Raw genomic sequence first — 19872 nt, forward strand, 5'->3', positions numbered from 1 at the left:
GGCTCTCGTACGAAAGGCGGGCTCCATTTGCCTACGGTCTGCGCATCAGCAGCTCTCGGACCCGGCTCGCGTGTCTGCGGCTCACCGCTATTTCCGCCTCGCCGACCCGGACCGTCATTCCGGCGCCGTCGAGGCGGAGTTCGTCGATGCGGTGGAGGGCGACGAGGTGGCTGCGGTGGACGCGGACGAAGCCGAGTTCCTGCCAGCGTTCCTCCAGGGTGCTGAGCGGTATCCGCACCAGGTGGCTGACGCCGTCCTGGGTGTGCAGGCGCGCGTAGTCGCCCTGGGCCTCGGCGTAAGTGATGTCGGCGACGGCCACGAGGCGGGTGATGCCGCCGAGTTCGACGGGGATGCGGTCGGCGACGGTGGCCGGTGGCGCGCTGCTCGCGACGCGTTCGGTGACCCGGCCGACGGCCTCCGCGAGGCGCTCGCGGCGCACCGGTTTGAGGACGTAGTCGACGGCCTTCAGGTCGAAGGCCTTGACCGCGAAGTCCTCGTGCGCGGTGACGAAGACGACGAGCGGCGGGCGGGCGAAACCGGCGAGGAGACGCGCCACGTCGAGGCCGGTGAGGCCCGCCATCTGGATGTCGAGGAAGAGGACGTCGATCGCGCCGTCGCCGCCCTCCAGGGCCCGGCCGATGCGGCGCAGCGCCTCGTTGGCGTCGGTGGCGCCCTCGGCGCTGCGCACGCGCGGGTCGGCCCGCAGGAGGTACAGGAGTTCGGCGAGGGCGGGTTCCTCGTCGTCGACGGCCAGTACGCGCAACATGCGGCGGAGTGTAATCGCGTGGTCGCTTGAATGAATCAGCCGCCTCCTGCGTACCGGTGGGCGACAGACGGAGGAAGGCATGTGGTCCCTGGAACGGCATCGCGACGTAGGCGCCTATGCGCTGGGGGTTCTCGACCCCGCGGAACGCTTCCGCTTCGAGGATCATCTGCCCGAGTGCGCCGCGTGTGCGTCCCTGGTCGGTGAACTGGCGCCCACGACGGGGGCGCTGGCGCTGTACGCGCGGGCGACGCCGCCGTGCGTGGAGGTGCTGGCGCGACCGGCCCCGACGCTTCTCGACCGGGCCGTGGACCGGCTCGGGGCGCTGCACCGCAGGGCGCGGCGCCGGCTGTGGGGCGCGGCCGTCGCGGCGGTGCTGGTGCTCGCCGCGGCGGGGCAGGGTGTCGCGCTGCTGACCGGGGCCGGTGCCGGTCCTCCCGGGCACACGGCGACCGTGAGCGGGCACGATGCCGCGACCGGTGTGGCGGCGACCGTGACCGCGGACGACCGGGACTGGGGCACCCAAGTGGGCCTGGACGTACGGGACTCGGGCGGGCCCCGGGTGTGCGAGCTGGTCGCGGTGGGCCGGGACGGCTCGGAGCAGACGGTGGCGACGTGGACCGTGCGCGGGGACCCGGTGGCGCTGGACGGCGGGGCGGCGGCGCGGCCCGCGGATCTCGCGCGGTTCGAGGTGCGGGCGGCGGACGGGGTACCGCTGCTGACGCTCCCCTTACGGTGACCGGCTACTTCAGCAGCCGCGACATCCGCCGGTCCGCGAGTGGCTTGCCGCCCGTCTGGCAGGTCGGGCAGTACTGCAGCGAGCTGTCGCTGAAGCTGACCTCGCGCACGGTGTCCCCGCACACGGGGCACGCCTCCCCGGCCCGGCCGTGCACGCGCAGGCCGCTCTTCTTCTCGGCCTTGAGCTTTCCGGCGGCGAGCCCGCGCGAGCGTTCGACGGCTTCGGTCAGCGTCGTGCGCATCGCCTCGTACAGGGTGTGCACGTCGTCGGCGTTCAGCTTGGACGTCGGTTTGAAGGGGGACATGCGGGCGGCGTGCAGGATCTCGTCGCTGTAGGCGTTGCCGATGCCCGCGATGAGCGACTGGTCGCGCAGCGCGCCTTTGATCTGGCGTCGCTCCCCCTCCAGGAGGCGGGCGAACGCCGTCTCGTCGAAGTCGTCCGCCAGCGGGTCGGGGCCGAGGCGGGCGATGCCCGGCACTTCGCCGGGGTCCCGGACGACGTACACGGCGAGCTTCTTCGTGGTGCCGGCCTCGGTGAGGTCGAAGCCCTCGCCGGTCTCCAGGGCGACGCGCAGGGCGAGGGGTCCCTTGCCCGGTTTGGGCGGGCCGTCGGGGAGCCGGTCCTTCCAGTGCAGCCAGCCCGCGCGGGCCAGGTGCGTGACCAGGTGGGGGCCGTCCGCGGTGTGCAGGTCGAGGAATTTGCCGTGCCGTGCCACGGACGTGACCGTGCGGCCCTCCAGGGCGGTGAGCGGAGGGTCGTACGTCTTCAGGACGCTCACCGCGACCGGCAGGACGCGCACGATGTCGTGGCCCACCAGGCGCTCGGTGAGGAAGTCCTTGAGCGCTTCGACCTCGGGGAGCTCCGGCATGCCGTCCAGCCTCTCACTCGCGTGCGGGCACCACGAATTCGCACCAGACGCACTTGCCGACGCCGCGCGCCTCCACGCCCCACACGTCGGCGAGCTGGTCGACGAGGAACAGGCCGCGTCCCGAGACGCCGTCCTCGCCCGCCTCGCGGCGGCGCGGCAGGGCGCTGGAGGTGTCCTCCACGTCGACCCTGAGCCTTCGGTCGGCGCCGGTCAGGACGCGCAGGGTGACGATGGCGGGTCCTTCGGTGTGCATGAGGGCGTTGGTGATCATCTCGTCGGCGACGAGTTCGATCTCGTCGGCGCTGTCCCTTGCTCCCCAGGCGCGGACGGCGTGCCGGATCATGTGGCGGGCCGCCCTCAGCGCGTCCGGGTCGCCGGGCGGCACGTGTTCGGTGAGCCGGCCGCCGCTCTGCACGGCGCCCGCGCCGCGGCGGCGCAGGAGCAGCAGTGCCACGTCGTCCTCGGTGTCGCGGTCCTCGACGGAGGCGACGAGCCGGTCCGCGAGCTGGTCGAGGTCGTCGGGGCCCGTGCCGATGAGGGTGGTGAGGGTCTGGAGCCCGTCGTCGAGATCGGTGCCGGGCCGCTCGACGAGGCCGTCGGTGCACATCACCAGCGCCTCGCCGGGGTCGAGTTCGGCGGTGGTCACCGGGTACTCGAGGCGCCCGAACTCGGCGGACAGGCCGAGCGGAAGGCCACCCGCGACCGCGAGCCTGCGGCAGTTCCCGCCCATCAGGCGCAGCAGCGGGTCGAGGTGTCCGGCCCGCACGAGCTGGACGACGCCGGTCGACAGGTCGGCCTCCGCGTACAGGCAGGTCGCGAAGCGGTCGGTGTCGAGTTCGTGCAGGAAGGAGGAGGCGCGGGCCATGACGGTGGCGGGTGTGTGGCCCTCGGCGGCGTAGGCGCGCAGCACAATCCGCAGTTGGCCCATGACGGCGGCGGCGTGCGTGTCGTGTCCCTGGACGTCGCCGATGACCGCGCCGACGCGGCCGCCGGGCAGCGGGATCACGTCGTACCAGTCGCCGCCGATGTCGCGGCCGAGGGAGGCCGCGCGGTAGCGCACCGCGAGGTCGGCGCCCGGTACGTCGGGGATGGTGCGCGGCAGCATGGCCTGCTGGAGGCCCTGAGCCAGGTCCTTCTCCTGCTCGTAGAACATGGCGCGCTGGAGGCTCTGCGCGATGCTGCTGCCGAGCGCGACCATGACGTTGCGCTCGGAGTCGGTGAAGCCCTGGCGGTCGTGGAAGAGCAGGCCGACCACGCCGATGGGCTTGGCCTGTGCGATGAGCGGCAGGTAGGCCGCTGAGGTGATCTCCATGTGGGCGATGAGCGGCCACAGCGCGGGGTAGGAGGCGGCGAACTCCTGCGGTGACTCGATGAAGCGGGGCTGAAGGGTGCGCACGGCCTCGCTCATCGGGTACGGGTCGTCGATGCGGGTGGTGTGGATGCCCGGCACGAAGGTGCCCTGGGGCCCTTCGGCGACGAGGTGGATGCGCCCGGCCCTGACCAGGCCCATGACGAAGCTGGCGGAGCCGCGCTGGTCGACGCCGTGGGTGTCGCGCAGCACGTCGATGACGTCCTGGACCGTGCGGGCGTGCGCGAGGGCCGCCGTGGTGGTCTGCACGACGCCCGTGTCGCCACTGCGCAGCGCCCGCCGGGCCTCGCGCTCGGCGTGCACGGTGGCGTCGTTCAGCTCGTCGGTGGCGTCGCGGACGATGCCCACGATGCGGCGCGGGCGGCCCTGCTCGTCGCGCCGGATGTAGCCGCGCGTGTGGGTCCAGCGCATGTCGCCCGCACGGGTGCGGATGCGGAAGTACGTCCCGTAGGTCTCCTCGCCGCTCTTCAGGGCCCGCGCCACGAGCGCGTCGAGCCGCCCGCCCTCGCTGACCGGCACCCGCTGGGCGAGGGTCTCGGGGTGCTCGTCGTACTCGTCGGGGCGCAGGTCGAAGACCTCGTGGGCCTGGGCGTCCATGGCCATGAGGCCGGTGTCGAGGTCCCAGTCGAAGCTGCCCATGCGCAGTCCGCGGCCGTAGGCCTCCAGAAATCCGCGTGAGGTGTCCTCCGGGCTGTCCCCGCCTGGGGCGTGCCCGGGCTCCTCGCCGCCCCTGTCACCCGCGCCCATGGGCCCCACGCTAGGCCGAGCCCCCTGTGCCCGCACGTCGTGACCTTGGTGCGGAACCGGGGACACACTGGAGGCGTGGACTGGTTCGGCGATGCGGACATGTGGCTCGCCCGCCTGGTGTTCCAGCGCGGGCTGGCGGCGCTGTACCTCGTCGCGTTCGTGGCGGCGGCGCTGCAGTTCCGGGCGCTGATCGGGGAGCGCGGGATGACTCCTGTCCCCCGGTTCGTGGCGCGCGTGCCGTGGAAGGCGGCGCCCTCGCTGTTCCGGCTGCACTACTCGGACCGGTTCTTCGCCGGGTGCGCGTGGGGCGGCGCGGTGGTGGCCAGCGGGCTGCTGGCCGGGGTGGACGGGCTGCTGCCGCTGTGGGCGGCGATGGCGCTGTGGCTGGTGCCGTGGGCGCTGTATCTGTCGATCGTGAACGTCGGGCAGACCTGGTACGGCTTCGGTTGGGAGTCGCTGCTCCTTGAGGTCGGTTTCCTGGCGGTTTTCCTCGGCAACGACGAGGTGGCGCCGCCGGTCCTGGTGCTGTTCCTGCTGCGCTGGGTGCTGTTCCGCCTCGAATTCGGGGCCGGGCTGATCAAGCTGCGCGGCGACGAGTGCTGGCGGAAGCTGACGTGTCTCGACTTCCACCACGAGACGCAGCCGATGCCGGGCCCGCTGAGCTGGTTCTTCCACCACCTGCCGCGCCCGCTGCACCGTGTGGAGGTGGCGGCCAACCATGTCACCCAGTTGGCGGTCCCCTTCCTGCTCTTCGCCCCGCAGCCGGTCGCCACGTGGGCGGCGGCCCTGATGATCGTCACCCAGCTGTGGCTGGTCGCCTCGGGCAACTTCGCGTGGCTGAACTGGCTCGCGATCGTTCTGGCCGCCTCCGCCCTCGACCTGTCCTCCCTGCACCCACCACCGGCGCTTCCCGGGGCGCCGCTCTGGTACGAGGTGGTGGTCATCGCCCTCACGGCGGCGGTCGCGGCGCTCAGCTACCGGCCGGTGCGCAATCTGCTCTCGCGCCGCCAGTCCATGAACCGCTCCTACGACTCCCTGCACCTGGTCAACACGTACGGGGCGTTCGGCTCGGTCGGCCGGGTCCGCCAGGAGATCGTGATCGAGGGCACGACGGACGAGGTGCCACGCCCCGAATCGGGCTGGCTGGCCTACGAGTTCAAGGGCAAGCCCGGCGATCCGCGCCGCCTGCCGCGCCAGTTCGCGCCCTACCATCTGCGGCTCGACTGGATGATGTGGTTCGCCGCGCTGTCCCCCGCGTACGGGCGGGCGTGGTTCCAGGGCCTGGTCGAGCGGCTCCTGGAGGGCGACCGGGACACGCTGCGGCTGCTGCGCCGCTCCCCCTTCCCGGCCGACGCGCCGCCCGTGCACATCCGGGCGCGCGTGTACCGCTACCGCTTCACGACGTGGCGGGAGCTGCGGGAGACGGGTGCGTGGTGGGAGCGGACCTACGTACGGGAGTTCCTGCCGCCGACCCGGCTGAGGTAGACGCGGCGGGCGGTCTCCCCGAAGACGTGCGGGTCCGCGCCGCCGACCAACTCGCGCGCGGTGTCAATGACTTGCTGGTACGTCGCCGCGAGCGTGCACACCGGCCAGTCCGAGCCGAACATCACGCGGGCGGGCCCGAAGGCGTCGATGACCGTGTCCGCGTACGGGCGCAGGTGGTCGACGGTCCAGCCCGTCCAGTCGGCCTCGGTGACCATGCCGGAGAGCTTGCAGACCGTGTTGGGCAGCGCCGCGAGCGCGCGCACGTCGTCCCGCCAGGGGACCATCTCCCCCGCCGCGATCGGCGGCTTGCCCAGGTGGTCGAGGACGAAGGTGAGTCCGGGGTGCTCGGCCGCCGCCTTGACGCAGGCCGGCAGCTGGTGCGGCAGGACCACCAGGTCGTACACGAGCCCGGCGTCGGCGACGGCGGCGAGCCCACGCCGCACGTCGGGCCGCAGCAGCCACTCGGGGTCGCGCTCGCCCTGCACCTGGTGCCGGATGCCCACCAGGTGCCGCCCGCCGGGCAGCTCCCGCAGCCGCTCCAGGGTGTCACGGACGTCGGGCCGCGTCAGATCGGTCCAGCCGACCACGCCCGCGACGAGGTCGCTGCGCCCGGCGAGCGCCAGGAACTCGGGGGTCTCCTCGGCGACGGTCACCGTCTGCACGAGCACGGTCGCCTCGACTCCGGCGGCCCGCAGCTCGGGGGCCAGCTCGTCGAGGGTGAACGTGCGGCGGATGGGGGTGAGTTCGGGTCCGGTGATCCAGTCCTGGTCGCGTACGGACAGGTCCCAGACGTGATGGTGTGCGTCGACGATTCCGGGGGTCACGGCAGCTCCCACACGACGGGCAGTCCGGCTTCCGCGCCTTCGGCGGAGTAGTCGTGGGCGACGTCGAGGAGTTCGTCCATGCGGGCCTGCCAGGCGATGTTCACGGGCAGCTTGTCGAGTTCGGCGAGCATGCGGGCGTAGTCCTCGCACTCGATGACGTGGAACAGGTCGGTGCCGCTGCGCCAGATAGTCCACTGCCGGGCGCCCGCCGCGCGGATCGCGGCGACGAGTTCCTCCGGCACCTCGCGGTGGGCGGCTTCGTACGCGTCGACGAGGTCGGCGCGGACCTTGGTGTGCAGGGCGATTCTCACGTGTGCGGCTCCTGTTCGGAGGGGACGGGCACGTCGGCGGGGAGGAGGTGCTGGTCGCGGGCCTCCTGCCAGAACGCGGCGGGCACCTCTGCGGTGAACTGCCGTACGGTGTCGGTGACTTCGGCGGCCGAGCGGGTGCCGACGAGCACGCTGGTGACGCCCGGGTGGCCGAACGGGAAGGCGAGCGCGGCGGCGCGCAGGGTGGTGCCGTGACGCTCGGCGAGGTCCTGGAACCGGCGGGCGCGGGAGAGGACCTCGGGCGACGCGAGGGCGTAGTCGAAGGTGCCGCCCTGCTTGGGGTCGGCGAGCAGCCCGGAGTTGAAGACACCGCCGATGACGACGGAGACACCGCGTTCGACGGCGGCGGGCAGCAGGGTCTTCAGGGCGCGCTGGTCGAGCAGCGAGTAGCGGCCCGCGCACAGCACCACGTCCACGTCGGTGTCGCGGACGAAGCGGGTCAGCATCGCGGACTGGTTCATGCCCGCGCCGATGGCGCCGACGAGCCCTTCGCCGCGCAGCCGCTCCAGCTCGGGGTAGGCCTCACCGAACGCCTCCTCCGAGTGGTCGTCGGGGTCGTGGAGGTAGGCGACGTCGATGCGGTCGAGGCCGAGCCGCCCGAGGCTGTCCTCGATGGAGCGGCGCACCCCGGCCGCGCTGAAGTCCCACACACGGCGCGTGGTGGCGGGCACGGCGAAGCCGTGGGCGCTGTCGTCGCCGCCCCCGTCGTACGGTTCGAGCAGGCGGCCGACCTTGGTGGACACGGTGTACGAGCCCGTGGGCCGGCTGCGCAGGTACTCGCCGATCCGGCGCTCGGAGAGGCCGAGGCCGTAGTGCGGCGCGGTGTCGAAGTAGCGCAGGCCCGCCTCCCACGCGGTGTCCAGGGCGAGGTGGGCCTCGTCGTCGCGGACCGGTGTGTAGAGGTTGCCGATGGCCGCGCCGCCGAAGCCCAGCGCGGTGACCGGGACGTCGGTGCGGCCGAGTGTGCCGGTGCGCATGCGGGTCACTGTTCGACGGGGCGCAGGCGCAGCCCCTGCATGCCGCCGTCCACGGCTATCGACGTGCCGGTGGTCGCGCCGGACAGCGGGCTCGCCAAGTGGGCGATGGCGCCCGCGACTTCGGCGGCGGAGACCAGGCGCCCGGTGGGCTGGCGGGCTTCGAGGGCGGCGCGTTCGGCGGCCGGGTCGTCCGCCTTGTCGAGGAGCCGGCCGACCCAGGGGGTGTCGGCGGTGCCGGGGTTGACGCAGTTGACGCGGATGCCCTCGCGGATGTGGTCGGCGGCCATGGCGAGCGTCAGGGAGAGGACCGCACCCTTGGACGCCGCGTACAGGGCCCGCTGCGGGATTCCCGCCGTGGCGGCGATGGAGCAGGTGTTGACGATCGCGGCATGCCCCGAGTCCCGCAGCGTGGGGAGCGCGGCGCGGGCCACGCGGACCATCCCGATGACGTTGACGTCGAGGACCCGGTGCCATTCGGCGTCGTCGTTGTCGGCGACGGTGCCCTGGGCGCCGATGCCCGCGTTGTTGACGAGTACGTCGAGCCCGCCGAGGTCGCGGACGGCCGCGGCCACGGCGGCCCGCACCGCGGTGTCGTCGGTGACATCGGCGGCGTACCCGCGCAGTGGCTTCTCCACGTCGGTGATGTCGCGGTCGAGCACGGCGACGTCGGCGCCGCGCTCGGCGAGCAGTTCGGCGGTGGCCCGGCCGATGCCGGAGGCGCCGCCGGTGACGAGGGCCTTGAGCCCTGCGAAGTCCTGGACACTGCGGGCAGGGGTGTCGCTCATGCGGCGGCTCCGTTCGGTTCGGTGGCAAGGTCCCGCGCCCAGAACTCGCCGTCCGGGTAGGTGAATTCGGCGATGGACGAGGCGTGCATGGTGGCGGAGAAGCCGGGGGACGTCGGGGCGGCGTAGTGGCCCCGACGAACGACGACCGGGTCGACGAAGTGCTCGTGCAGATGGTCGACGTACTCGATGACGCGATCCTCGGTGGTGCCGGACAGGGCGACGTAGTCGAACATCGACAGGTGCTGGACGAGTTCGCACAGGCCGACGCCGCCCGCGTGCGGGCAGACGGGGACGCCGAACTTCGCGGCGAGCAGCAGGATCGCCAGGTTCTCGTTGACGCCGCCGACGCGTGCGGCGTCGATCTGGAGGATGTCGATGGCCCCGGCCTGGAGGAGCTGCTTGAACACGACGCGGTTCTGCACGTGTTCGCCGGTGGCCACCTTCACGGGGGCGACCCCCTCACGGATGGCGGCGTGACCCAGGATGTCGTCGGGGCTGGTGGGCTCCTCCACCCAGTAGGGGGCGAACTCGGCCAGCGCGTTGGTCCATTGGACGGCGTCGCCGACGTTCCACCGCTGGTTGGCGTCGACGGCCATGCGGATGTCGGGGCCGACGACCGCGCGGGCGGTGCGGCAGCGGCGGATGTCGTCGTCGAGGTCGGCGCCGACCTTCAGCTTGATCTGGGTGAAGCCGTCGGCGACGGCCTGCCGGGCGAGGCGGGTGAGCTTCTCGTCGCTGTAGCCGAGCCAGCCGGGCGAGGTGGTATAGCCCGGGTAGCCGCGCTCGACGAGACGCGCGGTACGGTCGGCGGCGCCCTGCCGCCCCGCCCGCAGCAGCTCGAGTGCCTCTTCGGGGGTGAGCGCGTCCGCGATGTAGCGGAAGTCGACCTGGGACACCAGCCACTCGGGCTCGGCCTCGGCGAGCAGCCGCCACAGCGGCTTGGCGGCGCGCTTGGCGGCGAGGTCCCAGGTGGCATTGACGACAGCACCGATGGCCATGTGCATCACGCCCTTCTCGGGCCCGAGCCACCGCAGTTGGCTGTCACCGATCAGATCGCGGTTGAGGCTTCCGGGGTCGGCGCACAACACATCCAGCGGGCGGCCGACGACGTGGTGGCTCAGCGCGCGGATCGCGGCGACCTGGACGTCGTTGCCGCGCCCGATGGTGAAGGTGAAGCCGTGCCCCTCGTGCCCGTCCGGGTCGTCGGTGCGCAGCACGACGTACGCGGCGGAGTAGTCGGGGTCGGGGTTCATGGCGTCGGAGCCGTCAAGCTCACGGGAGGTCGGGAACCGGATGTCGTACGTGTCGACGGCGGTGACACGGGGCGAGGTGGAGGACACGTGCTGCCTTTCGGGCGGGGGCGTGGTCGGGCGGCGTCAGTCCTGGGCGCGGCCGGTGGTGACACGGGCGACCATGAGGGCGAGCAGGATGATTCCGCCGTAGATGGCCTGGATCCAGAAGGACGGCACCTGGGCGAGGGTCAGCATGTTCTGCACGACACCGAGCAGCAGTACGCCGGTCAGGGCGCCGAACATGGTGCCCTTTCCGCCGTCGAGGCTGATGCCTCCGATGACCGCGGCGGCGAACACCGTGAAGATCATGTTGTTGCCCTGGTTGGCGCTGATGGCACCCACGTATCCGGTCTGCATGATGCCGCCGACGGAGGCGAGGACACCAGCGACCACGAAGACACCGAGCGTGACCCGCTCGACGCGGATACCGGCGGCGCGCGCGGCCTCGGCGTTGCCGCCGATCGCGTACAGGGCGCGGCCCACACGGTGGTACTTGAGGACGAGCCCCGCGACCCCGAACGCGATGGCGGCGAACCACACCGACATCGGGATGCGCAGGAACGTGGACGTGGCGAGCGCGAAGAACGCGTCGGGCATCCCGAACAGCGTCTTGCCCTTGGTGGCCCCGACGAGCAGCCCGCGCAGCACGATCAGCATCGCGAGCGTCACGATGAACGCGTTGAGCTTCAGCTTGACGACGAGTACACCGTTGAAAGCACCGATGCACGCCCCGGCCACGAGCACCGCCAACAGCGATACGGCGACGGGGAATTCGGTCCCGAACCCGGACTGCGCGACGGGCAGCACGAGCAGCGCGCCGAAGGCGGGCGCAATACCGACGACCGACTCCAGCGACAGGTCGAACTTGCCGCTGATGAGCACGAGCGACTCGGCGAGCACCACCATCGCGAGGGCGGCGGAGGAGCCGAGGATGGTGATGATGTTCTGCTCGGTCAGGAACGAGTCATTGAGCACGGCGCCGAGCACCACGAGCAGCAACAGGGCGGGTACGAGGGCGAGTTCGCGTGCGCGGCGCAGCAGGACGTTCTTGGCGCTCTTGAGCCCCGCTGTTGGACGAGAGCCAGCGGGGTCCGGGGCGGAGCCCCGAGGCCTGGGCACCGAAGTGACCTCAACTTTACGGGTGGACGTCACTGGAAACTCCCTCGATCGACGCGATCAGCGATTGGTCCGCCCAACCCGCAACATGCTCCGCAACCACCCGCCCGTGAAACAGCACAAGCACCCGGTCGCACCGCCGCAGATCATCCAGCTCGTCCGACACGACGAGCACCGCCGTGCCGTCGTCCCGCGCACTGTCGACCCTGCGCAGCAGCGACTCCTTCGACTTCACGTCGACCCCGGCCGTCGGGTTGATGAGCACGAGCAGCCGCGGGTCGGAGGCGAGCGCACGGGCCATCACCACCTTCTGCGCGTTGCCGCCGGACAGGTCGGACACCGGCTGGTCGGGCCCCTCCGCATGGATGTCGAGCCGCTCGATCAGCTCACGGGCGAACCGCCGGCGGCTCTCCGTGCCGATGAACCCGCGTCGGCCGAGCCGCCCGAGCACCGACAGCGTGGAGTTGTCGCCGATGGACATCCCGGTGACGAGCCCTTGGTCGTGCCGGTCACGCGGCACACACCCCACACCGGCGGCGAGCGCGGCGGACACGTCCCCGAAGGGCAGTGGCCGTCCGTCGAGCCGGGCGGTGCCGGACTTGGGTGTGTGCAGTCCGGCGAGGGACTCCGCGAGGGCGATCTTGCCGCTGCCGCTGGAGCCCGCGAGCCCGACGACCTCGCCGCGCCGCACGGTCAGGTCCACGTCCTCGTACGTGTCCGAGGTGAGGCCCGCGACCTCGAGGACGACGGGTTCGACGGCCTCCTCGGCGGCCTGCTCGACGACCGCCTCCGCTGCGGCGGCCGCCTGTTCCGCGACCGCCTCCCCCGCCATCGCCTCGACGAGGGCGGGCCGGGGCAGTTCGGCGACGGGGGCCGTGGTGATCCAGCGGGCGTCGCGGAGCACGGTGACCGTCTGGCACACCTCGTACACCTCCTGGAGGTGGTGCGAGATGAACAGGAAGGTGACACCCGAGTCCTGGAGGGCGCGCATGCGGGCGAAGAGGCGCTCGATCTCCCGGTTGTCGAGCTGCGCGGTCGGCTCGTCGAGCACGATGAACCGGGCGCCGCCGCTCAACGCCCGTGCGATCTCGACCATTTGGCGGTCCTCGACCTTGAGGTCGGCGGTGCGCGCGCCGGGGTCGACGCGAACGTCCCAGGTGTCGAGCAGTTCGCGGGCCTCGGCGTCGAGCTTCTTCCAGCTGAAGAAGCCGCGCCGGGCGCCCGGCTGCCGGTTCAGGAACAGGTTCTCCGCGACGGTCAACTCGGGTATGACGGTGGGCTTTTGGTAGACGCAGGCGACCTTGGACCGCCATGCCTCGCGGTCGCCGAGCGGCGGCGCGGGCCGCCCGTCAAAGGTGAGCGTGCCTTCGTCGGCGGCCTGCAGTCCGGTGAGGACCTGGACGAGTGTGGACTTGCCCGCGCCGTTGCGCCCGACGAGCGCGTGGGACTCGCCCGCGCGCACGGTGAGCCGGCCGTCGGCGAGGGCGACCGTGGGCCCGTAGCGTTTGACTATGCCGCGTGCCTCGACCAAGGGCGGTGTGTCGGCGCTCACTTGACAGTGTTTCCCCACAGCTCGGGGTCGTCGACGTTCTTCTTGGTGACCAGCGGTGCGGGCAGCTGGTCCTCCAGGGTGCCGCTGGGCAGCTTCACGATCTTCGAGCCGTGGTCGGTCGGTCCCGGCTCGAACTTCTTCCCCTGCATCGCCGCCTTGATGTAGTACATGCCGTACTTGGCGTAGGTGTCGGCGGGCTGCGAGACCGTCGCGTCGATCTGGCCCTTGCGGATGGCGTCGAACTCCTGCGGGATGCCGTCGTTCGACACGATCGTGATGTGCTTGGCGGATCCCGCCTTCTCCAGCATTCCCTTGGACTTGAGGGTCTGGAGGGTCGGTGCGAGATAGACGCCGCCCGCCTGCAGGTAGATGCCCTTGATGTCGGGGTTGGCGTTGAGGAGGGTGTCGAGCTTGGAGGCGGCGGTGTCGGACTCCCACTTCGCCGGGATCTCCAGGACCTTCAGCTTCGGGTACTTCTCCTTCACGCAGTCCCGGAAGGCCTTGGACCGCTCACGCCCGTTCACGGACGCGAGGTCGCCCATGATCTGGACGACCTTGCCGGACTTCACGTGGTCGCCGAGGTAGCCGCATGCCTTCTTGCCGTACGCGACGTTGTTGGCGCGCACGACCATGGCGACCTTGCCCTTGTCGGGCGCGACGTCCACGGCGACGACCGGCACACCCTTGCGCTCGGCCTGGTCGAGCCCGGCGCCGATGGCGGCGCTGTCGAGCGGGGCCACGACGAGGCCCTTCACGCCCTGGTTGAGCTGGTTGTTGATGTCCGTGATCTGCTGCGAGGGGTCGCTGTTGGAGTTGACGGTCTTCAGCGCGTCGACGCCCTCGGACTTCGCCATCTTCGGCACGTAGTCGTTGTACGACTGCCAGAACGGTGACGTCAGTAGCGGCAGGACGACGCCCACCTTGCCCTTGCCGTCGCCACCGCCCCCGCCGCCCGCTCCCGCCGCGGTGTCCTTGGTGCTGCCACAGGCGGTGAGGGCGAGCGCGGCGCAGCCGAGCAGGGCGACCGCGCCCAGCCCTCGCCTTCGGGAACTCCGGGCGCGTGCGGCCCCGTTCCCCCTGGTCGTCCCCTTCGAGTCCATCGTGGTGCCAGTCATCGGACTGCTCCTCGGCTCCTGAAGTCATGGGCACGGCCGGTCTCCACCCCTCCGGATCCGGCCCGCGCCGAGATATTTATCAGACCACTTCGGAGCCCCAACACCCTTCGTACCCAAGTTTTCTCGGTATTTGCTGGTGCCGGTACGCGCAAGAGGTCCGACTTCCCCGGTAGTGGTCGGACCACCTGGCTGGTTACACTGCGCGGCATGCAGAAGGCCACCGTCACCCAGCGGGCCATCGAACAGCTCAAGGCGATGATCGGCAGCGGCGAGCTCCAGCCGGGTCAACGGCTGCCCACCGAACGCGATCTGGCGGTGCAGCTCGGCATCTCGCGCAGTTCCATGCGGGAGGCGATCCGGGCGCTCACCGTGCTCGGCGCCCTGGAGGCGCGGCACGGATCAGGCATCTACGTCACGCAGTTGGAGGCCGGCGACCTCCTGGAGACGTTCGGGGTGGTCGCCGACCTGTCGCGCGGGCCAGGACTGGTGGAACTCCTGGAGGTGCGCCGCATCCTGGAGTCGACGGCGACCGCGCTCGCCGCGGCGCGGATCACCCATGCCCAACTCGCGGAGGTCGCGGACCACTTGGCGGCGATGGAGGCGACGGACGACCCGGACGAGATCCTCTCCCACGACCTGGCGTTCCACCGGACGATCGCCACGGCCGCGGGCAACGACACGATGGCAGCGATCCTGGAGGGCCTGTCATCCCGCACCTTCCGGGCCCGCGTGTGGCGCGGCTACGAACAGGAGGGCGCCTTCGAACGCACCCGCCGCGAGCACGCCCGCATCCTGCGCGCCCTGACCGCCCACGACCCGGAGGCGGCGCGGGCCGCCGCCGCGGCGCATGTGGGCGAGGTGGAGGAGTGGCTGCGGGGTCAGCTGGACTGACGCCCCCGCGCCGGTGACCTCACGGGGCGGCCACCCGCAGCGTGTCGATCTCGTCCCATCCGCGCTGGGCCAGCCGCTCGGCGAGTTGGAGCTCGGGCCCCGCGACCAGGCACAGGCACTGGGGCGGGTTGAGGTGGCGCGCGAGGGCGACGAAGGTCTCCAGCACGCTGTTGGCGAGGTATCCGACGCGCGTGAGATCGACGGTGATCTCGTCGGCGTTCTGGGCGTGTTCGGTCACGGCGACCGTCAGGGGCGCCTTGTGCGCGCCGACGACCTCGCCGCACAGGCGCACGCCCGCGCTCTGGCGAAGGGGAGCGATCAAGAGGAGTTCGTCTACGAAGAAGCCAGGCATGAGGTGCCCCAAAGCGGAGTGCACTGCTCGTGGGGCGGGGTGGCCGACGGTGGTCGGAATGATCCACGCGGCGAGCGGTGTTGTGAGGCGGGAACAGGCTCCCGCGATAAGCAGCCGCTGGCGTGGGGAGGCCCTCCATTGGGCCCGAAGATCGCCGGAAGCGCTGCGCCGCGCTGACGGCGCGCATATTCCACGGACTGCTGAACAGCCTACTCGCGCGCGCCCCGGATGGACAGCTTGTCCGTACGTCCGTTCCTCCCCGCCGCCACCTCCACCGCCGTGAGCAACAGCTCCAACGCCACCTCGAACGAGCTCCCCGCCATCAACGGCAAGTACCCCCGAGCCGCGTCGAGTTGGGGGTGCGTCTCGGCCGACAGGTTCGCGTACTCTCCCGTCCACGCCCGGTCGTCCGCCTCCCTGCGCTCCGGCGGCAGCGCCAAGTACGCGGCGTCGAGGGCCGCGTGGCCGAGGACCGTGTCGACGAAGGCGGAGTAGTGCCGCACCGCGTCCTCGGCTCCGAAGCCGGCCCGCCGCAGCAGGCCGATGCCCGCGTCGACGGCCCGGAACTCGTGCGCGCGCCTCGTCACCCGGTACGCCGCGAGCGCCGCCACCCGGGGGTGCGCCCGGTACCCGCGGTGGATGCGCAGGCCGAACTCGCGCAGGCCGTCGCGCCAGGTCGTCCGCTCGGGCTCGAAGCCGTCCATGGCCTCGCCGATGATCCGGTCGGAGACAGCGAGCAGCAGGTCGTCCGTGCTGTGGAAGTAGCGGTACAGCGCGCTCGGGTCGCACCCCAGAGCGGCGCCCAGCCGGCGCACGCTCAGCGCGTCGGGGCCGTGCTGCCCGACCAGGCGCAGCGCGCAGTCGACGATCACGTCCTCGGACAGCAGCACCCCCGATTTCGTCGGCTTGCGGCGCCGCCGCTCCACCGGGATCCGCCCCTCCGCCATCGCCCTCTCCTCTCCCTCGCCCAGCACTCCGCGCTTATGACAACACCATTGACGCAAGCTGACAAGGCCGATTTGATCGCGGTCGCCGCCCCTCGTGCACCTCCCTCTCCCCTGCCTCCGCCTCCCTCCCCCTGCCGTCAGGAGATCGATCATGAGAAGCGAACCACCTGGTCTGCGCCGTTCCCTCGGCGTCGTCGACGGCATCGCCATCGCCGCGTCCAGCACCGCCGCGACCACCAGCATCGGCATCGGAATGGGTTCCCTGGCCGCGACGGTCGGGCTGCACGCGCCGGCGGTCCTGCTGGTGGCGTTCCTGCCGATCCTGGGGATCGCCACCGCCTACGCGCGGCTGAACCGGCAGGAGCCCAACATGGGCAACGGCTACGTCTGGGTGGGCCGTTCGCTCGGCCCCTGGCTCGGCTTCCTCACGGGCTGGGTCACCCTCGTCGGCACGCTGGTCTTCATGGCGTACACGAGCGCGGTGACGGGCTCTGTCTTCCTCCAGTTCGCCAACAAGGCCGATCTGCACACCCTGTTCGGGCTCGACCTCGACCCGAACTCGACGGCGCTCTCGACGGTCGTCGGCCTGCTCGTCCTGACCGCCGTCACCGTCACCGCGGTCACCGGCGTCCGCAAGGCGACCCGCCTGCAGGCGTGGCTGCTCGTCTTCGAGTACGCGGTGCTGCTCGGGTTCTGCGGCTGGTCCCTGGTCACCGGCCCGCACGCCTTCCAGTGGTCGTGGTTCAACCCCTTCGACATCGACGGCGGCACGGCCTTCGCGCAGGGACTGGTCCTCGCGGTGTTCTTCTACTGGGGCTGGGACGCGGCGTTCACCGTCACCGAAGAGACGAAGGACGTACGGGACGCGGGGCGCGGCGGACTGATCGCCCTGTTCGCGATGCTCGGGCTCTTCCTCTACGGTTCCGTGGCCTTCCAGCGCGAGATGTCACTGCCCGAACTGGTCGAGCAGGGCCCGCAGGCCCTCACCTATCTCGGCGCGAAGCTCGCCGACGAGCCGGTCGCCAGCCTGCCGCTGCTCGCGCTGCTCTTCTCGGCGGTGGCGTCCCTGCAGGCCAGCGTGATCCCGACGGCGCGCGGGCTGCTCGCGATGGGCCGGGACCGCACCATGGGGCCGGTGTGGACGCGGGTCAGTCCCCGTTACGGTTCGCCTGCCGCCGGCACCGTCGCCGTGATGTCGATCGCGACCGGGGTCGCCCTGCTGGCGCTGGCGATACCGAAGCTGAACGAGATGATCCTCGCCGCCGTGAACTCCATCGGTCTTACCGTCGCCCTCTACTACGGCCTCACGGCCCTCGCCTGCTCGGTCCGCTTCCGCGAGATGCTGCGCACCGCGCCCCGTGAGGCGGTGCGCGCGGTCCTCGTTCCGGGGGCCAGCGGGCTCGCGCTGCTCGGCATCGGGGCGTATCTGGCGTACTCGTACGCGACGATGAGCGACCACTTCGAACTGTCGCCGGACAACGGGTGGTTCATGCTGGCGGTGCCCTCGACGATCGTCGTGTCCGGTCTCGTGATGGCCGCCGTCGCCAAGTACGGCCGCCGCTCCCCCTACTTCAGGACCGGGCGCGGCACGGACGCCGACGCCGTCGAACTGGCCGGACCGACGGCCAACTGAACCACCACCAGACGTAACACCCGTACATGCACTAGGAGTTGACACCATGCCCGAACCCGCCGACCTCGTCTTCACCGGCGGCCCCGTCCACACCGGCTCCCCCGCCCGCTCACGCGCCACGACCGTCGCGGTGCGGGGCGAGCGGATCGTCGCCGTCGGCCACGACGAGGTGCGCGAGCTGATCGGCCCGCGCACCGAAGTGGTCGACCTGGCGGGGAAGTTGCTGGTCCCCGGTTTCCAGGACGCGCACGCGCACCCTGTCGGGGCGGGCCTGGAGATGGGCCAGTGCGACCTGAGCGGCTCGACGACGCTCGCCGCGTACCGGGAGCGGATCGCCGCGTACGCGAGCGCGCACCCGGACGCCGAGTGGATCACCGGGGGCGGCTGGGCGATGGAGGCGTTCCCGGGCGGGCTGCCGACGGCGGCCGAGCTGGACGCCCTGGTGCCGGACCGTCCGGTGTATCTGGTCAACCGCGACCACCACGGCGCCTGGGTCAACTCCCGCGCCCTGCGGGCCGCCGGAATCGACGCCCGCACCCCCGACCCGTCGGACGGCCGCATCGAGCGCGACGCGGACGGCACGCCGACGGGCATGCTCCAGGAGGGCGCCGCGAACCTCGTCGGCCGCCTGCTCCCCCCGGTCACCCGCGAGGAGCGGATCGCGGGACTGCTTCGCGCCCAGGAACACCTGCACTCGCTCGGCGTCACGGCCTGGCAGGACGCCATCCTCGGCGATCACGCCAACCTGACCGACCCCACGGACGCGTACCTGGCGTGCGCCGACGACGGGCGGCTCACCGCACGTGTCGTGGGCGCGCTGTGGTGGGACCGCGCGCGCGGCACCGAGCAGATCGAGGAACTCCTCGCGCGGCGCGCGGCCGGCACCCGCGGCCGGCTCCGCTCGACGACCGTGAAGATCATGCAGGACGGGGTCGCGGAGAACGGCACGGCGGCGCTGCTCGGCCCGTACCTCGACGGCTGCGGCTGCCGCTCGGACAACAGCGGGATCAGCTTCGTACCGCCCGAGGCGCTGAAGAAGTACGTGACCGAACTGGACGCCCACGGTTTCCAGGTGCACTTCCACGCGCTCGGCGACCGCGCCGTCCGCGAGGCACTCGATGCCGTCGAAGCGGCACGGGGGGCCAATGGCTGGACGGATACGCGCCCGCACCTCGCGCATCTTCAGGTGGTGCACCCCGACGACATCGGCCGGTTCCGGGAGCTGGGCGCGACGGCGAACATGCAGGCGCTGTGGGCCGCGCACGAGCCGCAGATGGACGAGCTGACGATCCCGTTCCTGGGCGCGGAGCGGTCGGCCTGGCAGTATCCGTTCGCGGCGCTGCTGCGGGCCGGGGCGACGCTCGCGGCGGGCAGCGACTGGCCGGTGAGCAGCCCGGATCCCTTGCAGGGAATCCATGTGGCGGTGAACCGGGTCCTGACGGACGCGCCCGACGGCACTCCGGCCTTCCTGCCGGAGCAGCGGATCGGGCTCGGCGACGCGCTCGCGGCGTACACCTCCGGCAGCGCGTACGTGAACCACCTCGACGCGGAGACGGGGGTGATCGCGGCGGGTTACCTGGCGGACCTTGTCGTCCTGGACCGGGACCCGTTCGCCGGACCCGTGACGGAGATCGGCGCGACGCGGGTCGCGCAGACCTTCGTCGGTGGTCAACGAGTGTTTGCCCGTTGACGCTCAACGGGGCTGGGGCCTCGGGGCTCTGCCCCGGGCCCCGCGCCTCAATCACCGGCGGGGCTCAATTTGCCGAGCCGGTTTCAATCCACACTGGGCAGAATGTGCGGCTCCGCCAAATCGTCCTCGTACCCCGCGAGGCGGATCGGCGCCGACCTCGCCCAGACGTCGAGACTGCCGAGCTTCTCCGGCCTGCGCCGGCCGGTCCGCTCTGCTCGGTCCTTGGGGCTCTGTTCGCGATTCGTCTTCTCTGGTGTCACCGCGCACTCCTTGTGTGTCGGGTAACCCGCTCCGGCTGTCCGGCCCAGCGTCGCGCGGGGTCCGGCGCCCGATGGGCTGGTGTAGAGGGCCAGTTCGGGCGCGGTGGCGCCGGTTGTCGCTGGTGGGATCGGCCGTGG

Annotated in this window: 19 protein-coding genes; 5 read left to right on the forward strand and 14 right to left on the reverse strand. The window is 71.6% G+C overall.

The window, feature by feature from the left end; all coding sequences use genetic code 11:
• Window positions 1–31: 31 nt before the first annotated feature.
• A complete protein-coding gene (locus tag ACFV9W_RS00470; RefSeq protein ID WP_385753739.1) occupies window positions 32–766 on the reverse strand; it encodes a LytR/AlgR family response regulator transcription factor in 735 nt (244 codons plus the stop codon).
• A gap of 79 nt (window positions 767–845) precedes the next feature.
• On the opposite strand from ACFV9W_RS00470, the gene ACFV9W_RS00475 reads away from it, so the two are divergent.
• Entirely contained in the window at window positions 846–1502 is a 657-nt protein-coding gene (locus ACFV9W_RS00475) for a zf-HC2 domain-containing protein (protein WP_385753741.1), read from the forward strand.
• A gap of 4 nt (window positions 1503–1506) precedes the next feature.
• On the opposite strand, the gene ACFV9W_RS00480 is transcribed toward ACFV9W_RS00475, so the two are convergent.
• Window positions 1507–2370: an Fpg/Nei family DNA glycosylase gene (locus ACFV9W_RS00480; RefSeq protein WP_385753745.1), complete on the reverse strand. Its 864-nt coding sequence runs from the start codon at window positions 2368–2370 to the stop codon at window positions 1507–1509.
• A 13-nt stretch (window positions 2371–2383) separates the two neighbouring features.
• A complete protein-coding gene (locus ACFV9W_RS00485) occupies window positions 2384–4486 on the reverse strand; it encodes a SpoIIE family protein phosphatase (protein ID WP_385753747.1) in 2103 nt (700 codons plus the stop codon).
• 75 nt (window positions 4487–4561) lie between these two features.
• On the opposite strand from ACFV9W_RS00485, the gene ACFV9W_RS00490 reads away from it, so the two are divergent.
• Entirely contained in the window at window positions 4562–5971 is a 1410-nt protein-coding gene (locus ACFV9W_RS00490) for a lipase maturation factor family protein (RefSeq protein ID WP_385753750.1), read from the forward strand.
• Here ACFV9W_RS00490 and ACFV9W_RS00495 read toward each other — a convergent pair.
• The 8 genes from ACFV9W_RS00495 to ACFV9W_RS00530 all read right to left on the reverse strand — a co-directional run bounded on the left by ACFV9W_RS00495 (window position 5932) and on the right by ACFV9W_RS00530 (window position 13946).
• A complete protein-coding gene (locus tag ACFV9W_RS00495; RefSeq protein ID WP_385753752.1) occupies window positions 5932–6795 on the reverse strand; it encodes an amidohydrolase family protein in 864 nt (287 codons plus the stop codon). The two genes, ACFV9W_RS00490 and ACFV9W_RS00495, sit on opposite strands and share 40 nt — an antisense overlap.
• The gene (locus tag ACFV9W_RS00500) at window positions 6792–7106 is read right to left on the reverse strand and encodes an L-rhamnose mutarotase (RefSeq protein ID WP_385753755.1); all 315 of its coding nucleotides are present in this window, start codon (window positions 7104–7106) and stop codon (window positions 6792–6794) included. Before ACFV9W_RS00500 ends, ACFV9W_RS00495 begins: the two co-directional genes overlap by 4 nt.
• Window positions 7103–8101 (reverse strand): aldo/keto reductase, encoded by a 999-nt coding sequence (locus tag ACFV9W_RS00505; protein WP_385753758.1) that lies wholly within the window; start codon window positions 8099–8101, stop codon window positions 7103–7105. Before ACFV9W_RS00505 ends, ACFV9W_RS00500 begins: the two co-directional genes overlap by 4 nt.
• A gap of 5 nt (window positions 8102–8106) precedes the next feature.
• Window positions 8107–8886 (reverse strand): SDR family NAD(P)-dependent oxidoreductase, encoded by a 780-nt coding sequence (locus tag ACFV9W_RS00510; RefSeq protein ID WP_385753760.1) that lies wholly within the window; start codon window positions 8884–8886, stop codon window positions 8107–8109.
• Window positions 8883–10226: an L-fuconate dehydratase gene (locus ACFV9W_RS00515; RefSeq protein WP_385753762.1), complete on the reverse strand. Its 1344-nt coding sequence runs from the start codon at window positions 10224–10226 to the stop codon at window positions 8883–8885. The genes ACFV9W_RS00510 and ACFV9W_RS00515 overlap by 4 nt, the downstream gene beginning before the upstream one ends.
• A gap of 36 nt (window positions 10227–10262) precedes the next feature.
• The gene (locus tag ACFV9W_RS00520) at window positions 10263–11219 is read right to left on the reverse strand and encodes an ABC transporter permease (RefSeq protein ID WP_385754863.1); all 957 of its coding nucleotides are present in this window, start codon (window positions 11217–11219) and stop codon (window positions 10263–10265) included.
• Window positions 11220–11313: 94 nt separating this feature from the next.
• Window positions 11314–12846 (reverse strand): sugar ABC transporter ATP-binding protein, encoded by a 1533-nt coding sequence (locus ACFV9W_RS00525; RefSeq protein ID WP_385753764.1) that lies wholly within the window; start codon window positions 12844–12846, stop codon window positions 11314–11316.
• Window positions 12843–13946, reverse strand: coding sequence for a sugar ABC transporter substrate-binding protein (locus tag ACFV9W_RS00530; protein WP_385754867.1), 1104 nt, complete (start codon window positions 13944–13946; stop codon window positions 12843–12845). The genes ACFV9W_RS00525 and ACFV9W_RS00530 overlap by 4 nt, the downstream gene beginning before the upstream one ends.
• A gap of 222 nt (window positions 13947–14168) precedes the next feature.
• Here ACFV9W_RS00530 and ACFV9W_RS00535 point away from each other — a divergent pair, with 222 nt between their 5' ends.
• Window positions 14169–14852 (forward strand): FadR/GntR family transcriptional regulator, encoded by a 684-nt coding sequence (locus ACFV9W_RS00535; protein ID WP_385753766.1) that lies wholly within the window; start codon window positions 14169–14171, stop codon window positions 14850–14852.
• Window positions 14853–14871: 19 nt separating this feature from the next.
• Here the strand turns inward: ACFV9W_RS00535 and ACFV9W_RS00540 are convergent, their stop codons facing one another.
• Both ACFV9W_RS00540 and ACFV9W_RS00545 read right to left on the reverse strand, forming a co-directional pair.
• Window positions 14872–15174, reverse strand: coding sequence for a hypothetical protein (locus ACFV9W_RS00540; protein WP_385753769.1), 303 nt, complete (start codon window positions 15172–15174; stop codon window positions 14872–14874).
• A 239-nt stretch (window positions 15175–15413) separates the two neighbouring features.
• Window positions 15414–16151, reverse strand: a complete 738-nt coding sequence (locus ACFV9W_RS00545) for a TetR/AcrR family transcriptional regulator (protein ID WP_385753772.1) — start codon at window positions 16149–16151, stop codon at window positions 15414–15416.
• Between the two features lie 151 nt (window positions 16152–16302).
• On the opposite strand from ACFV9W_RS00545, the gene ACFV9W_RS00550 reads away from it, so the two are divergent.
• On the forward strand, window positions 16303–17784 hold the full coding sequence (locus ACFV9W_RS00550) for an APC family permease (protein WP_385753775.1): 1482 nt from the start codon (window positions 16303–16305) through the stop codon (window positions 17782–17784).
• A gap of 46 nt (window positions 17785–17830) precedes the next feature.
• Window positions 17831–19474: an amidohydrolase gene (locus tag ACFV9W_RS00555; protein ID WP_385753778.1), complete on the forward strand. Its 1644-nt coding sequence runs from the start codon at window positions 17831–17833 to the stop codon at window positions 19472–19474.
• 83 nt (window positions 19475–19557) lie between these two features.
• Here ACFV9W_RS00555 and ACFV9W_RS00560 read toward each other — a convergent pair whose 3' ends face one another.
• Entirely contained in the window at window positions 19558–19734 is a 177-nt protein-coding gene (locus ACFV9W_RS00560) for a hypothetical protein (protein ID WP_385753781.1), read from the reverse strand.
• Window positions 19735–19872 lie beyond the last annotated feature (138 nt).

It is taken from the genome of Streptomyces sp. NPDC059897, assembly GCF_042730865.1.
Classification (GTDB): Bacteria; Actinomycetota; Actinomycetes; order Streptomycetales; family Streptomycetaceae; genus Streptomyces.